General features: G+C 62.2%; 13 protein-coding genes. 8 read left to right on the top strand and 5 right to left on the bottom strand.

Annotated features, from left to right (window positions below; all coding sequences use genetic code 11):
• Positions 1 to 51: 51 nt before the first annotated feature.
• The 4 genes from ISP19_RS02750 to ISP19_RS02735 form a co-directional block, all read right to left on the bottom strand.
• Positions 52 to 795 carry a pyridoxine 5'-phosphate synthase gene (locus ISP19_RS02750; protein ID WP_204679535.1) on the bottom strand — a complete coding sequence of 248 codons (744 nt, stop codon included), beginning with the start codon at positions 793 to 795 and terminating at the stop codon, positions 52 to 54.
• A 40-nt stretch (positions 796 to 835) separates the two neighbouring features.
• The gene (locus ISP19_RS02745; protein WP_204679533.1) at positions 836 to 1,480 is read right to left on the bottom strand and encodes a 4'-phosphopantetheinyl transferase family protein; all 645 of its coding nucleotides are present in this window, start codon (positions 1,478 to 1,480) and stop codon (positions 836 to 838) included.
• Positions 1,481 to 1,541: 61 nt separating this feature from the next.
• Positions 1,542 to 3,482: an acetate--CoA ligase gene (gene acs / locus ISP19_RS02740; RefSeq protein ID WP_204679526.1), complete on the bottom strand. Its 1,941-nt coding sequence runs from the start codon at positions 3,480 to 3,482 to the stop codon at positions 1,542 to 1,544.
• Positions 3,483 to 3,611: 129 nt separating this feature from the next.
• Positions 3,612 to 3,830 (bottom strand): hypothetical protein, encoded by a 219-nt coding sequence (locus tag ISP19_RS02735; protein WP_204679518.1) that lies wholly within the window; start codon positions 3,828 to 3,830, stop codon positions 3,612 to 3,614.
• A 140-nt stretch (positions 3,831 to 3,970) separates the two neighbouring features.
• Here ISP19_RS02735 and ISP19_RS02730 point away from each other — a divergent pair, with 140 nt between their 5' ends.
• Positions 3,971 to 6,157 (top strand): hypothetical protein, encoded by a 2,187-nt coding sequence (locus tag ISP19_RS02730; RefSeq protein ID WP_204679510.1) that lies wholly within the window; start codon positions 3,971 to 3,973, stop codon positions 6,155 to 6,157.
• A 41-nt stretch (positions 6,158 to 6,198) separates the two neighbouring features.
• Positions 6,199 to 7,281: a PA0069 family radical SAM protein gene (locus ISP19_RS02725; protein ID WP_204679508.1), complete on the top strand. Its 1,083-nt coding sequence runs from the start codon at positions 6,199 to 6,201 to the stop codon at positions 7,279 to 7,281.
• Between the two features lie 91 nt (positions 7,282 to 7,372).
• Here ISP19_RS02725 and ISP19_RS02720 read toward each other — a convergent pair whose 3' ends face one another.
• Positions 7,373 to 9,424 carry a S9 family peptidase gene (locus ISP19_RS02720; protein ID WP_204679506.1) on the bottom strand — a complete coding sequence of 684 codons (2,052 nt, stop codon included), beginning with the start codon at positions 9,422 to 9,424 and terminating at the stop codon, positions 7,373 to 7,375.
• A 154-nt stretch (positions 9,425 to 9,578) separates the two neighbouring features.
• Here ISP19_RS02720 and xth point away from each other — a divergent pair, with 154 nt between their 5' ends.
• The 6 genes from xth to ISP19_RS02690 all read left to right on the top strand — a co-directional run bounded on the left by xth (position 9,579) and on the right by ISP19_RS02690 (position 14,543).
• Entirely contained in the window at positions 9,579 to 10,358 is a 780-nt protein-coding gene (gene xth / locus ISP19_RS02715; RefSeq protein ID WP_204679504.1) for an exodeoxyribonuclease III, read from the top strand.
• Positions 10,358 to 11,041, top strand: a complete 684-nt coding sequence (locus ISP19_RS02710; protein WP_204679502.1) for a YecA/YgfB family protein — start codon at positions 10,358 to 10,360, stop codon at positions 11,039 to 11,041. Before xth ends, ISP19_RS02710 begins: the two co-directional genes overlap by 1 nt.
• A gap of 273 nt (positions 11,042 to 11,314) precedes the next feature.
• Positions 11,315 to 12,148 (top strand): pirin family protein, encoded by an 834-nt coding sequence (locus tag ISP19_RS02705; protein WP_204679500.1) that lies wholly within the window; start codon positions 11,315 to 11,317, stop codon positions 12,146 to 12,148.
• Between the two features lie 255 nt (positions 12,149 to 12,403).
• Positions 12,404 to 12,859: an SPFH domain-containing protein gene (locus tag ISP19_RS02700; protein ID WP_204679498.1), complete on the top strand. Its 456-nt coding sequence runs from the start codon at positions 12,404 to 12,406 to the stop codon at positions 12,857 to 12,859.
• A gap of 153 nt (positions 12,860 to 13,012) precedes the next feature.
• Positions 13,013 to 13,651 (top strand): 16S rRNA (guanine(527)-N(7))-methyltransferase RsmG, encoded by a 639-nt coding sequence (gene rsmG / locus ISP19_RS02695; protein ID WP_204679496.1) that lies wholly within the window; start codon positions 13,013 to 13,015, stop codon positions 13,649 to 13,651.
• A gap of 40 nt (positions 13,652 to 13,691) precedes the next feature.
• Positions 13,692 to 14,543, top strand: coding sequence for a ParA family protein (locus ISP19_RS02690; protein WP_204679493.1), 852 nt, complete (start codon positions 13,692 to 13,694; stop codon positions 14,541 to 14,543).
• Position 14,544: the final 1 nt, after the last annotated feature.

The raw sequence follows: 14,544 nt of genomic DNA, 5'->3' as shown, positions 1-14,544 counted from the left end.
CGCGCAAGCGGGGGTTTCTGTTTTCAAAGAGCCGTCTAGACGGCTATATCCTCAACGCAGAATTTGCAGGTAGTTGCGCACCGTATTAGCCAGGCCTTCGTACAGAGCCTCGCCAATCAACGCGTGACCAATGGACACTTCGGCAAGACCGGGAATCGCCACGCGCAAGGTGCCCAGGTTCGCCTGGCTAAGATCATGTCCGGCGTTCACCGCAAGACCCGCCTGCTGCGCACGCCGCGCGGTATCCACGCACAGAGCCAGTTGCTCGGCGGCATCGCCTTCATCAAAGGCCTCGGCATATGGGCCGGTGTAGATTTCGATGCGCTCCACGCCGATGGCCACGGCGTGTTCGAAGCCATGTGCGCCGGGATCCACAAACAGGCTGACGCGGCAGCCGAGTTCCCGTAATTCAGCGACTAACGGGCGTAATCGCTCGGCATCATTGGCGAGGTCGAAGCCGTGATCGGAAGTAATCTGCCCATCACTGTCCGGCACCAGGGTTACCTGGGTTGGATGCACCTCGCGAGCCAAGGCGATCAGGCCGGGATAATCTCCACGTGCCGCGGCAAACGGATTGCCTTCGATGTTGTATTCAACGCGTCCGCGCAACAATGCGGACAATGTGCGTACGTCATCAGGTCGTACATGACGCATGTCGGGACGCGGGTGCACGGTGATGCCACCGCAACCTGCTTCGATGCAAGTGATGGCGGCACGTGCAATGTCGGGTTCATCGCCGCCACGCGAATTGCGCAGTACGGCGATCTTGTTGAGATTGACGCTGAGCAGGGTCATGGATCGGAAGGTATGTGTCGGGCCGAACACAGTGCGCCGTTCAGCCGCGCTCGGCAAGTGTCCAGAAGTGAATGACCCGACGCGGTCCGCGCCAGGCCACGCTGGCAATGTAATCAGGGTCTACGTCAAGGCGCTGCAACTGCCATTGAGTCGCATCGTCGCCATCCAGCCATATCAGGTCTGAACTGCCTGACTCCACGCTCAAGTGCAGGCGGTGCAGGCCAAAGGCGACGCCTCGTCCCAGTGCCTTGAGCACCGCCTCCTTGCCTGTCCAGAGCTGCAGAAAGGCCAATTCGCGCCGGGGCTCTTCCAGCGCGGACAGCTTCGCAGCTTCGTCGGGATGGAAAAAACGTTCGGCCAACTCCCCGGATCGTGGGCGTGTCCGCACACGCTCGATGTCGATGCCGGGAACGAGTCCCCGCGCCACCACAATGATGGCTTTGTCCCCGCTGTGCGACCAATTGAAATGTAGGACGGCGTTCCAGGGTGGTGCGAGTTCCGGACGACCGTGCTCGCCAGCTGTCAGCACGACCGCCTCGGCAGGGACGCCGAGATAGACACCCAGCAAGGCCTGCAGAGGTTCGCGCCGCTGTGATTTTCGATAGTTGAGCAGCCAGACGTGAACGCATTCCTCGTCCAGGCTGGAAACGATGCCGGCGACGTCGTGGCCGAGAGTAGTGCGCATCCCCACATGCTGCCGGATCGCCGCCGCGCGATACAAGCGGCGGCGTCCTGCAAGGAACGTTTCAACGAATCAAGCGTTCATCGACCAGATTCTTCACCACGCCCGGATCAGCCAGGGTTGAAATATCACCGAGCTGGTCGGGCTGGTTCTCACCGATCTTGCGGAGAATGCGGCGCATGATCTTGCCCGAACGGGTCTTGGGCAAACCCGGCGCCCACTGCAGATAATCAGGCGTGGCGATCGGACCGATTTCCTTGCGCACCCAGGCAATCAGCTCCTTGCGCAGCTCGTCGCTACCTTGTTCGCCGGCGACCAGCGTGACATAGGCGTAGATGCCCTGGCCCTTGATCTCATGCGGGCAGCCGACCACCGCAGCCTCGGCCACCTTCGGATGCGCCACCAACGCACTTTCCACCTCGGCGGTACCGATCCGGTGGCCGGAGACGTTGATCACGTCGTCGACGCGGCCGGTAATCCAGTAATAGCCGTCCTCGTCACGACGCACGCCGTCACCGGTGAAGTAGCTGCCCGGATAGGCCTTGAAGTACGTGTCGATGAAACGTTCGTGATCGCCATAGACCGTGCGCATCTGCCCCGGCCAGGAATCGGTGATCAGCAAATTACCTTCGCACGCACCTTCCAGTACCGTGCCACCTGCATCGACCACCGCAGGTTTCACGCCGAAAAACGGCAACGTGGCCGAACCGGGTTTGGTGTCGATCGCGCCGGCCAGCGGCGTGATCAGAATGCCGCCGGTTTCGGTCTGCCACCAGGTGTCGACGATCGGGCAGCGCTCGTCACCGATCACGCGGTGATACCACTCCCAGGCCTCCGGGTTGATCGGTTCGCCGACCGAGCCGAGCAAGCGCAAACTGGCGCGCGAGCACTTCTTCACCGGCGCCTCGCCTTCGCGCATCAAGGCGCGGATCGCCGTGGGCGCGGTATAGAACAGGCTCACCTTGTGCTTGTCTACCACCTGCCAGAAGCGGCTGAAATCCGGATAGTTCGGCACGCCGTCAAACATCACCGTGGTCGCGCCGTTGGCGAGCGGGCCATACACCACATAGCTATGTCCGGTGACCCAGCCAACGTCGGCGGTACACCAGTAAACGTCATCCTCACGCAGGTCGAAGATCATCTCGTGCGTGAAGCTGGCATAGACCAGATAGCCACCCGAGGTGTGCAGCACGCCCTTGGGTTTGCCGGTGGAACCGGAGGTATAAAGAATGAACAGCGGATGCTCGGCTTCGACCGGCTCCGGCGGGCAATCGGCAGACTGCCCGTCCATCAGCACGTGGTAATAGCGGTCGCGGGGCGACTGCATCGGCACGGCCGAACCGGTGCGGCGCACCACGACAACCGTCTCCACACTGTTCGTGCCCGGCCGCTCCAGTGCGGCATCGACATTGGCTTTGAGCGAGATCTTCTTGCCGCCACGCACGCCTTCATCGGCGGTAACCACGAGCTTTGCAGTAGAGTCGGCGATACGACCGGCCAGCGAGTCAGGTGAAAAGCCGCCGAACACCACCGAGTGAACGGCACCGATGCGGGCACAGGCCAGCATGGCTACCGCGGCTTCCGGAATCATCGGCATGTAGATCGCCACGCGATCACCCTTGACCACGCCAAGATGCTTCAGCGTGTTGGCAAACTTGCATACCTCGGCGTGCAGCTCGCGATAGCTGATGTGGCGCGATTCGTTCGGGTCATCGCCTTCGAAAATGATCGCGGTCTTGTCGCCGCGCGTGGCCAGGTGACGGTCCAGGCAGTTGGCCGAGACATTGAGCAGGCCATCTTCATACCAGCGGATATGCAGGTCCTTCGGATCGAAGGAGACGTCGCGGATCTTGCTCGGCTTCTTCGACCACTCCAAGCGCTCGCCGATACGGCCCCAGAAACCTTCGGGATCCTTGACCGATTCGGCATACAGACGCTCGTAGTCTGCCTTGCGTAGATGCGCCTTGGCGGCGAATGCGGGATCGACCGGATAGACCTTTGACATGTTTGCCTCCTGCTCGCCGATCATCCGGGAGCGCACTCAGTGAAAAACCGCATCACATCTTTTGTGCAATGTCTCAACCGCTGGAGTGTAGCGTTCGGGTGGCTAAACCGCCAAAGCTGCAGTGCAACATTAGTCCTGTGACGACTTTTGCTGCTGCTGGCTGCGCATCAGCTGGATGCTTGGCTCGGGTCGTGCGTTGGCCTCGATGCGTGCCTGTGCAAATGCCAGCGCCGTCGCCACGATACCTGCCAGGCCGAGGAGCAACCAAAAGTCCAGCGCGCCCGGACTGTGACGGGTAAAGGAGAGCACCCAGGACAACAGCGTCGCGAACAGCAGTAGCCACCGCATGACGGGCCTCGAGATCAAAGCTGCAGTTTGGCGACGATCATAGCGCCGACCGATTGCGGGAACTGCGACGTCCTCACCAGCCCCGCACGCGCCTGGCCTAATATGAGCAAGCGATCAGGCCATGCGGGGGAAGCGGTGCGATGGTTGACCAGAATCCGTCCGGCGCGGCCGCGAAACGGCCGCGATTTACGCTCCTGGACGTCTTCGGCTGGCTGGCCATCGGGCTGGACCATTGCAAACCGATCAGGGTTTCCCTGCTGGTACTTGCGTTTGCAACGGTAGTGATCTGCAACGTCGATCAGGCCAGCGAGCTGTTTCTGATCGCCATCTGGGCCGACCCCAGCAGCGCCCGTTATGTCTCCTTGCTGGCGACCAGCGCGATCGCCGGACTGGCCATCTGGTACACCGCGCACAACGCTTACCGGCTGATTTATCCACGCTGGCCTGCGTTGCAGGATCCGCGTGCGGCACCCCTGCGTAAGTGGATTCCGCGCATCCTGGGCACCCTGGTGCCGCTGCTGGTGCTGTTCGGGTACTGGGTGACCTTGCAAGGGACAATCCATGCGACCTGCATGACCGTCGCCCAATGTCACCGGCGCGACCTGCGCATCACGGGTCTGCTGGTGGAAGCCGCGGCGATGTTCATGCTCTTCATCGGATGGCGATGGTTGCCGCGAACCTGGCGTTCGCCTCACGCCATGGTGTCGAGTTCAGAGTCAATCACGGTGCTGGGCATGGTGCCGCTAAGCATCTTCCTCGCAACGCTGATCTTGAACGTATTGATGACGGTGCTGGTGGTGATCCAGCCGCGCCAGTTCGATGGTGTGGGCTCCCTCGCCGTGCTGCTCATTACCGGCAGTTTTTTCTGCATGAGCGGCGGATTCCTGTGCATGCTCGCCGACCGCCGGGGCATCCCCCTGCTCAGCCTGCTGATGCTGATGGCAGTGAGTCTGCACGCCCTGCATCTCAACGATAACCATCGCGTGCGCCAATACCCGTCGATGACCACGCATCAACGGCCGGCGCCGCCACCGGCTGACCATCGGCCCGACTTCGACACTTACGCCAAGGCGTGGCTGCAAAGCCGCTGCATACCGCAACACGCTTGCCCGGTAATCATGGTGTCGAGTGAAGGCGGTGGTTTGCGCAGCGCCGTGTGGACCGCCATGGTGCTGAGCCGATTCACCGCGCTGATCGATCAGGCTTTGCCTCCGAGTGGTGGCGAACCCAGGTTCGAGCGCTACTTCTTCGCCGGCAGCGGCGTATCGGGTGGCAGCCTGGGTCTGGCTGCTTACGTCGCAGCGCTGCAATTCGCGCCGGCTACGGGCGATGCGGCTCAGCTGCGCACCGAGCGCATGCTCAATCACGACTTTCTTGCACCGCTGGTGGCCAATGCGTGGTTTGTCGATTTCACGCAACGCTGGCTTCCAGGCGCCTTGTTTGACGATCGTGGTCGCGCGCTCACGCGCGCCTGGGAACAGGCCGCGGAAGAGCAGGGCGTGAACGCCTTCGCACAGCCGTTTTCCTCGCTTTACGAGCACGCTGATGGGTCGGTCAATGTCGATGTGCCGGCCCTGTTCCTCAACAGCACCACCGTGGGCCAGGGCTGGCGATTCGTGCAGGATCCGTTCCGCCCGTTTGCTGAAAGCCCGTGGACAACGGCCTACGATGGCTCGCGCTGGCTGGATCCGCGCATTCCTTTAAGTGAGGTGGTGCTCAACAGCGCGCGTTTCACTTACCTGAGTCCGGCCGGGACCTTGCAGACAGCGGTCGCACAAAACGCGCCATCACCCGCCGGCTTCCAATTGGTCGACGGCGGTTACTTCGAAAATTCCGGTACGACGACCTTGCGCGAGATCATTCACCGCTTGCGCAGCATCGCCGCACAACAAGGACAACCCCTGCAGATCATTGTCCTGCACATCAGCAACGATCCGAGCCTGTACGATTTCGTTGATGCGCACGATCCGGCTCAACCCTTGCCGCTCTATTCTGCAAATTGTGCGCGGGTCCCCAGGCCCACCGAACGTACGAACTACGGCGAAGCGACGGCACCTCTCGTTGCGCTGCTCGATACGCGCGAGGCGCGTGGTGAATATGCACGTGCACAACTGCTTTCATCCTTGCATATCCATGCCGCCGATCCCGATGATGGCGACGTGCTCTGGCATCTGCGCCTGTGTCCGGGCAACTATCCATTGCCGCTGGGCTGGACGATCTCGCCGCCGGTTTTCGACGAAATGCATCGCCAGCTCGAACAGAATTATCCGCTCGCCGCGATGACGGATTGGCTGGGGCAACGATTGCGCAACGCCACGCAACCGTGAGTGTCGCGCCGTTTGAGATCGTTCGCGCGCATGATCAGCCGATGGCTGATCTTCCTCACGCATTCAAAGGCCGCGGCGCCGCCTCCAATCCCGAAGGACGCTTCGAGACCATCCGCCACCACGCGGAGGACGATGGTTGGCAGCACGCCGTGCTCGACGAGGATCGTCCGCGCCCGCGCACCGAAGTCACCGAAGAATGCGCGCGCAGCGTCATTACGCACAACGATTCGCCGGATATTTATTTCAGCCAGGCGATGAATCCCTACCGCGGTTGCGAGCACGGTTGCATCTACTGCTTTGCGCGCCCCAGCCACAGTTATCTCAACCTGTCACCCGGCCTCGATTTCGAAACGAAGTTGCGCGCCAAGACCAATCTGGCGGAGGTATTGCGCTCTGATCTGGCCAAGCCTAGCTATGTGGTCAACCCGATCAATATCGGCAGCAACACCGATCCATATCAGCCGATCGAAAAGCGCTGGCGACTGACGCGTGCAGCGCTGGAAATACTGGCCGAATGCCATCACCCCTGCACCATCGTGACCAAGAACGCGCTGGTAGAGCGTGATCTGGACATCCTGGTACCGATGGCACGCGAACGCCTCGTGCAGGTGTTCATATCGGTCAGTTCGCTGGACAACCATCTCGCAGCGAAACTGGAACCGCGCGCAAGCGCACCGCACCGGCGCATCAAGGTCATCCGCACTTTGACTGAAGCGGGTGTGCCGGTCGGCGTGCTGGTGGCGCCGATCATTCCTGCGCTGAATGACCGTGATATGGAAGCGGTGCTGGAGCAGGCGGCTATCGCCGGCGCTTCGTGTGCCGGCTATACGGTGCTGCGCTTACCCTACGAACTGAAGAGTCTGTTCCGCGAATGGCTGCAATTGCACATGCCGCAACGCGCCGCCCATGTGATGAGCCTGGTGCAGCAAATGAATCAGGGCCGCGATTACGACAGCAATTTCGCTACACGCATGCGTGGCCAGGGCGTCTTTGCGGAACTGTTGCGTCGACGTTTTGAGATGGCCTGTCGCCGTCACGGCTTCGGCCGTGCGCGCGAATTGCAGCTGGACACTTCGCGCTTTACTCCGCCACGGGAGCCATCGCCTCAGGGCGAGTTATTTTGAGCGTTGCGTGCGTTGCTCCCTCTCCCCTTCGGGGAGAGGGTTGGGGTGAGGGGCCACTCTTGCGCAATCTCACCGGTACTTTACCGCCCACTCACTGCGGCGGCAGATATTTCTCAAACCAGTTCAACGCACGCTGCAACACGTCGCGCTGATGCGCCGGATTGTAGAAATGGTGTCCTTCATTCGGATACACAACCAGCGATGTCGGCACACCCAGTGCGCGCAATGCATGCCAGTACTCGAATGATTGCGGTGCCGGACATTCTGCATCGCGCTCGCCCACCACGATCAAGGTCGGCGTTTTCACCTTCTTGATGAAGTTGATCGCCGAGCTCTTCGCATACACGCCCGGGTCGTCATATACCGAAGCGCCGAAGAACGGAATCATCCACTGATCGATGAGGTTCTGGCCGTAATAGCTCTGCCAGTTGGCAATGCCGGCACCGGCCACCACGGCACGGAAGCGCTGCGTTTGCGTGGGCACGAACATGCTCATGAAGCCGCCGTAGCTCCAGCCGGTCAGGCCAAGACGATGGTCATCCACCGGCGCCAGCTTTTCCACGGCATCGATGCCAGTGAGCGTGTCACGCAGATCGCCGTAGCCGAAATCCTTGCGGTTGGCCTGCACGAAGGTTTCGCCCTCACCGAAGCTGCCGCGCGGATTGGTCATGAAGACGAAGTAGCCGAGCGAGGAGAACGGTGCGGCACCGTAGCCGCCCGAGGGCCAATGCGGCACCACCGCGGACGAAGGACCGCCGTGGATGTAGACGATCATCGGATAACGCTTGTGCGGATCGTAGTTGGCCGGATACAGCAACCAACCCTGCACGTGGAATCCTTCGTTGGTCCATTCCACCGATTGCGCCTTGCCCCAGCTCGGCTTCAGACCCGCATTGATGGAGGTGACCGCAGCTGGCATCTGTGCGTCTACCGAGCCGGCATACACTTCGGGCGCCACGTCGAACGAAGATTGCGCGAACGCTATCTGGTGATGATCCGCTGATAGCGACAGGGCGGCTTCGGCCGTGCCATCCCCGATCGAACCCGGCGCAGTGAACAACACGCGCTGCTGCTGCGCATGATTCGCCTCCACCGCATATTCGGCCACCTGCATCTTGCCGCTGCTGACCTGGCTGACCAGCATCGATTGCGGCGTGCTCCAGCTGAACCATGCCGGCGTGACGTGGATACCGGGCGTCAGATCGACCGGAGCGCCGCCACTGGATGCAACACTGTAGAGATCGCCGCCCGTCGCGCCCTGGTCGCTCATCAGTCCGCCGATGAAGGCGATGCGCGATCCATCCGGCGACCAACGTGGCACGGCGATCTGCAGGCCATGCAAAGGCCCGGTCACGGTGCGGGGATCGACCACCGCCGTGCGGCTTGCACCGGCCTGCGCCGTCTGTACGTACAACTGCGCAATCCACCAGTTGTTGTCACCTGGCGGCGGTGCGGCCACGTAAGCCAGCCGCTGACTGTCGGGCGCCCAGCTAAATTCGTAGACGTAACTGTCGGCCGGCGTCACCAGCTGCAAGGCGCCGCCTTTTGCAGGCAGGGTGGCAACGCGCTGCACTTCAATACCTTCCACGCCGACTTCGCCGACCAGTGGTTTCGCCGCCGCCAACGCGCTGGCGCGGCGGGTCGCGCCCTCCACATACAGGAAGGCCAGGGACTTGCCATCCGGTGCCCAGCTCAGTGCATGCACATAGCCGCTCAGGTTCGAGATGCGCACGGGTTTGTCGTGCGACTGCGTGTCGAGCACATAGATGTCCGGTTGCTTGCCGCCCATGGACGCGTGCGTGCTGTCGCAGTTGGATAGAAAGGCCAGATGACGCGAATCCGGCGCCCAGGCCAGCCCATCTTCGCTGCATGTGCCCGGGCTGGTGGCCAGGCCGATGCTGTGCGCATGCTGGCCATTCGCATCGGCCAGCATGATGCCGGGCTTGTCGTTCGTATCCACCACCCAGGCCAGTTGCCGCCCGTCCGGCGACAGGGCCACGCCGCTGATATCGCGAACCTTGTCCAGCTGAGTAAGCAGGGACTCGATGCGCGGATCCGTGGTGGCGGTATGGGTATCGGCTGCTGCGATCGGCGCGAGCAGGGCAGTGAGCAAAGGCAAAAGCAGGCGGGCTGGTTTGAGCATGGTGGCAATCCGCAGACACAGTAAGGCGGTCACGCTAGCAGGCCGGGCGGGGCGCGCAAATGTGCAGGATGGCACCCGCTGCACACGGGGCTTGGTCAAGCACGGGCGGCGGCCCGGTCCGGTGGCCGTAACCTGCATCCCTTACAATCGACCGATGAGAATCGCTTCATGGAACGTCAATTCGCTCAAGGTGCGCATCCCGCACCTCACCCAATGGCTCGCGGACGCGCGGCCGGACGTGGTGGGGCTGCAGGAAACCAAACTGGAAGACGATAAGTTTCCCGTCGACGAGCTCGCTGCGGCCGGTTATCAAGCCATCTACGCCGGCCAGAAAACCTACAACGGCGTGGCGATCCTGGCGCGCAATGACAGTGGCCTCAGTTTCGAGGATGTCATCACCGACATCCCCGGACTGGACGACCCGCAGCGCCGCATTCTCGCCGCCACCATCGGTGGCGTGCGCGTCGTGGATCTGTATGTGGTCAACGGCAAGGCCGTCGGTGACGAGAAATACACGTACAAGTTGCATTGGCTGGAACGCGTGCACGCTTTCCTGGCGCAAGAAATCCAGCGGCATCCCAAACTGGTGGTGCTGGGGGATTTCAATATCGCCCCGGATGACCGTGACCTGTACGACCCGGTCGGCTGGGGCGAAGAGGTGCTGTGCTCACCACCCGAGCGCGCGGCCCTGAAAGCCATCACCGAGCTCGGCCTGCACGACAGTTTCCGGCTTTTTGAAACGGAGGCTGGCCACTACAGTTGGTGGGACTACCGGCAGGGGGCGTTCCGGCGCAACATGGGCTTGCGTATCGACTTGATCCTGCTAGGCGATGCCCTGAAATCGTCGGCCAGGGCTGCCGCCATCGACCGCGAACCGCGGCGCTGGGAGCGGCCTTCCGACCACACCCCGGTCACGGTGGACCTGGATATCTGATGACGACAAGCAATACCAAGGCAGACTGGCCCAGCTCGCTGGACGATAACGAGCTCGACGAGCTCGATCATTACCTGCGCGCACACGCCCAGGATGGTCATCTGCTGCTCGACGGCGTGCATGGCTTGCTCAGCGCCATCAGCGTGGGCCCGGTGCAGGTGCTGCCCGAGGAGTGGCTGCCGGAAGTGCTGCACGAGCCGTTCGAGGACGAGAACGAGGGCAATCGCGTGTTGGCCCTGCTCGCCAAGCTCAACGATTCGATCAGTGCCGAACTCGATGTGGACGCCTACGAACCGATCCTGGGCGAAGTGGAGACTGAAACGGGCCCGGCCCTGTCGGCCGCCGGTTGGTGCGAAGGCTTCAGTCGCGGCATCGATCTGCGCGCTGGCCTGTGGGAAAAACGTCTCGCCGATGATCCCTCGCTGATGGAATTGCTCGGCCCGGTGATGGCGCTGGCGGTGGACGAGGGCATTCTCAGCGCCGAAGCCGAATTCGAAAAACTCAGTGAAGAAGACTACGACGACTGCCTGGCCCAGCTTCCGGCCGTGCTGGTCGCGGTGAATCACTATTGGTACGAGCATCCCGCCACCGAAGCGGAAATCAACGCGCTCGATCATGCGGGCGAGTCGAAGAAGGAGCAGCCCGGCCCGCCGCGTCAGCGCAGCGGACACTGGGTGCATTGAGGAGCTGCGCGCCGAGCGCACGCTGATCGTCACAGACCACCGATGTTTGCCGCGCGTCAGCGCGTTGGTGCTTGTTTCGACGACGCCCAATCCGGTTCTGATCAGCTCGGGTATTTGAAAAAGGACAGGAAACCCTTCCATTTTCAACAGCGTTTTGCGGTGAGCAGGCGCCATCTTCGGTAGGTAGGAAACAGTCTGTTCGTATGGCCCCACTTGGGTGCGCACACAAACAGAACCATCATGTGCTCCAGATCCTTTTGACAGGAGCAAACCATGACCGAGCGCAGCATCCGCCGCCGCATTCGCGGCACCGACACCTCCGACGGTGCGGGAGTGAAACTCAAGCGCATCATCGGCCAGCCGGGCCTGGACATGCTTGATCCGTTCCTGCTGCTGGACGAATTCCGTTCCGATCAGGCGGGCGACTACATCGCCGGTTTTCCCGAGCATCCGCATCGCGGCTTCGAGACCGTCACCTACATGCTCGCCGGCCACATGCAGCACGGCGACAACAAGGGCAACCGCGGTGATCTCAAGCCCGGCAGCGTGCAGTGGATGACCGCCGGGCGCGGCATCCTGCATTCGGAAATGCCGCAGCAGGAAGATGGCCTGATGTGGGGCTTCCAGCTGTGGGTGAACCTGCCGGCCAAGGACAAGATGACCGAGCCGCGCTACCAGGACATTGATCCTGAACGAATTCCCGTGGTGCATCCGGCCAACGGGGTGACGGTGAAGGTCATTGCTGGCCGCCTGGGTGACGCTGAGGGTCCGGTGTCAGGGATTGTCACCGCGCCGGTGTATCTGGACATTGCGCTGGAAGCGGGTGCAAGCGTGGAGATTCCCTTGCCGGAGGACCATCACGCCTTTGCCTATGTGTTCGATGGAACCGACGCCCAGGTCGCCGGCGAAAAGCTTTCGCGCAGCGAACTGGCGGTGTTGTCCAAGGGCGGCAGCGTGCGCCTCGCAGGCCGTGAAAACCGCGCCCGGGTGCTGTTGGTGGCCGGCCAGCCGTTGCAGGAACCGGTCACCCGCTATGGGCCGTTCGTGATGAATACGCCCGAGCAGATCCACCAGGCCATCGCCGATTTCCGCGCCGGCAAGTTCTGAAATCCGCCGCGTTTTAGCCGACCCATCGCCCTGCCGATAGTGATATCGACAGGGCGATGTTCGTTCAGGGGGCGTGGCACGAACGATGCACCACTTCTGCCAAGGAAAACCGTTAAAAGCGGTTAACAGCACGGGATTGCGAGCTGGGGAATTTCGTCGTTAAATAAAGATTAATCCAAGCGGGTTCACATGCCTGTAGAATCCTGCTTCGTGAAAATTTCAGAAACCGTGGCTAAATAGCTGTTTTAACAGATCATGACCATCCTGATGCTCAGCCTGATCGTTGCCCTTCCCGCCCTCGCGGCGGTGGCCGTGAAGCGTGTGCCGGCCGGTCAGGTTCACAGTCTTTATCGCCGCGGCAAGCCGGTTCGCCTGTTGCAGCCGGGTACCCATGTGGTGGTGCCGCTGGTGGACCGGGTGGGACATCGCATTGATCTGGGCGGCCGCACGCTGCGCTTCGATGTTTCCGACGCGCAATCGCTGCACGGCACGGTCTACTGGCAGGTGCTCGAACCCGAGCGCGCCGATGCCGTGATCGAGCAGGCTGACCAGCTGATCCGCCGCGGTGTGCTGGATGCGCTGCACGCCGACGTGGCGGCCAATCAGCAGGATGCGCGCCGCGAAGTGGCTGCCCGGCTCAAATCCAGCCTCAACCAGCATCTGCGCGAGCGCGGCGTGATGATCACCCGCGTGGAACTGGAAGCCGCCTGATTCAACGTATTCGCCAGGCTGCCTGAGAAAGCACCGGCACAGGGGAATCTAAGAAAGTATCGACCCGCTTCGGCGGGTCTTCTTTTATTGGGGTGCTGGTATCCAGGGCAGCAGGTCCGGATACTGGCCGACCACTCACGCCACGGATCACCGATGACCGATCGCCGCGCCCTGCAAACCCAGCTCGAACAGGGCATCGATGCGCTCGGCCTGTCGCTGCCCGCGGAAGCGGTGCCGCGTCTGCTGGATTACCAGGCACTGCTGGAGCGCTGGAACGGCACCTACAACCTCACCGCGATCCGCGCGCCGGGCGAGATGATCACTCGCCATCTGCTCGACTCGCTGGCGATCCTGCCGTTCGTACAAGGCGCGTCGCTGGCTGACCTGGGCACCGGCCCGGGCCTGCCGGGTATTCCGCTGGCCATCGCTGCGCCCGGCCGGCAGATACTGCTGGTCGACTCCAACGGGAAAAAGGTGCGCTTCCTGCGCGAGGCCATCCGCTCGCTGAAGCTGGAAGGCGTTCGGGCCGTGCAAGCGCGGGTGGAAGAGGTGGAAGGCGAATTCGATTGCGTGACCGCCCGCGCCTTCGCCAGTCTGGCCGACATGCTGGCCTGGGGCGGGCACCTGCTGGCGCCGCAGGGCATCTGGCTGGCGATGAAGGGCAAGTCGCCGGATGAGGAGCTGCCCGGAGTCCCGGATGGCTTCAAAGTAAACGGTATTCACACCTTGAACGTGCCCGGACTAGGTGCGGCGGAGCGTCATCTCGTCGTGCTTGGGCGGGCGGGCTGGTAATCTAGCCGCTTTCACTAACACTCACGGTACCGGACGAAACATGGCCCGTATCATCGCTGTCGCCAACCAGAAGGGAGGCGTCGGCAAAACCACTACCGCTGTCAACCTCGCTGCAGCCCTCGCCGCAGCGAAGCGCAAAGTGCTGCTCGTCGATCTCGACCCGCAGGGCAACGCGACCATGGCATCGGGCGTGAACAAGCACGAGGCGCATCCCAGCGGCTGCGAAGTTCTGCTGGGCGAAGCGTTGATCGAGCAGGCCATCGTCAACACCGAAGCGCACTACGACCTGCTGCCCGGCAACGGCGACCTCACTGCCGCCGAACTCAAGCTGATGGATGCGTTCGCGCGCGAAAACCGCTTGAAGGAACAACTGGGGAAAGTCGCGCAGAAGTACGACACCATCCTGGTCGATTGCCCGCCCACCTTGCATCTGCTTACCGTCAACGCGCTGACTGCCGCGGACGGTCTGCTGATTCCCGTGCAATGCGAATACTTTGCGCTGGAAGGTCTTTCCAGCTTGCTCGACACGGTCAAAGCCGTGCGCCAGCACCTCAATCCGCAGCTGGAAATCGAAGGTTTGCTGCGCACCATGTATGACGTGCGCAACAACCTCGGCAACGAAGTATCCGCGCAGCTCACCCAGCATTTCGGTGACAAAGTGCTGCGTTCGATCATCCCGCGCAACGTGCGCCTGGCCGAAGCGCCCAGCCACGGTCAACCGATTCATCTCTACGACCGCAGCTCGCGCGGCGCGATTGCCTACATCGGGCTCGCCGGCGAGATCATCCGCCGTGAACGGGGTTCGCAGGCGGCGGTGGCCGCGCTGCATGCCATGCACGGCGACGCTCCCGAGGAACCGCTGGAAGCCTCGGCACATCTTGATCATGAATAGG

The organism is Dyella flava (genome assembly GCF_016904955.1).
GTDB classification, from domain to species: Bacteria; Pseudomonadota; Gammaproteobacteria; order Xanthomonadales; family Rhodanobacteraceae; genus Dyella_B; species Dyella_B flava.
The sequence above is the reverse complement of the archived record's forward strand: the minus strand, read 5'-3'. Positions and strand labels throughout refer to the sequence as shown.

Excerpts from the sequence above, each read along its gene's own strand:
- ISP19_RS02720 (WP_204679506.1), bottom strand. The coding sequence starts at position 9,424 with ATGCTCAAACCAGCCCGCCTGCTTTTGCCTTTGCTCACTGCCCTGCTC.
- ISP19_RS02730 (WP_204679510.1), top strand. The coding sequence starts at position 3,971 with ATGGTTGACCAGAATCCGTCCGGCGCGGCCGCGAAACGGCCGCGATTT.
- ISP19_RS02705 (WP_204679500.1), top strand. The coding sequence starts at position 11,315 with ATGACCGAGCGCAGCATCCGCCGCCGCATTCGCGGCACCGACACCTCC.
- ISP19_RS02745 (WP_204679533.1), bottom strand. The coding sequence starts at position 1,480 with ATGCGCACTACTCTCGGCCACGACGTCGCCGGCATCGTTTCCAGCCTG.
- ISP19_RS02690 (WP_204679493.1), top strand. The coding sequence starts at position 13,692 with ATGGCCCGTATCATCGCTGTCGCCAACCAGAAGGGAGGCGTCGGCAAA.
- ISP19_RS02700 (WP_204679498.1), top strand. The coding sequence starts at position 12,404 with ATGACCATCCTGATGCTCAGCCTGATCGTTGCCCTTCCCGCCCTCGCG.
- xth (WP_204679504.1), top strand. The coding sequence starts at position 9,579 with ATGAGAATCGCTTCATGGAACGTCAATTCGCTCAAGGTGCGCATCCCG.
- acs (WP_204679526.1), bottom strand. The coding sequence starts at position 3,482 with ATGTCAAAGGTCTATCCGGTCGATCCCGCATTCGCCGCCAAGGCGCAT.
- ISP19_RS02735 (WP_204679518.1), bottom strand. The coding sequence starts at position 3,830 with ATGCGGTGGCTACTGCTGTTCGCGACGCTGTTGTCCTGGGTGCTCTCC.
- ISP19_RS02710 (WP_204679502.1), top strand. The coding sequence starts at position 10,358 with ATGACGACAAGCAATACCAAGGCAGACTGGCCCAGCTCGCTGGACGAT.
- ISP19_RS02725 (WP_204679508.1), top strand. The coding sequence starts at position 6,199 with ATGGCTGATCTTCCTCACGCATTCAAAGGCCGCGGCGCCGCCTCCAAT.
- rsmG (WP_204679496.1), top strand. The coding sequence starts at position 13,013 with ATGACCGATCGCCGCGCCCTGCAAACCCAGCTCGAACAGGGCATCGAT.
- ISP19_RS02750 (WP_204679535.1), bottom strand. The coding sequence starts at position 795 with ATGACCCTGCTCAGCGTCAATCTCAACAAGATCGCCGTACTGCGCAAT.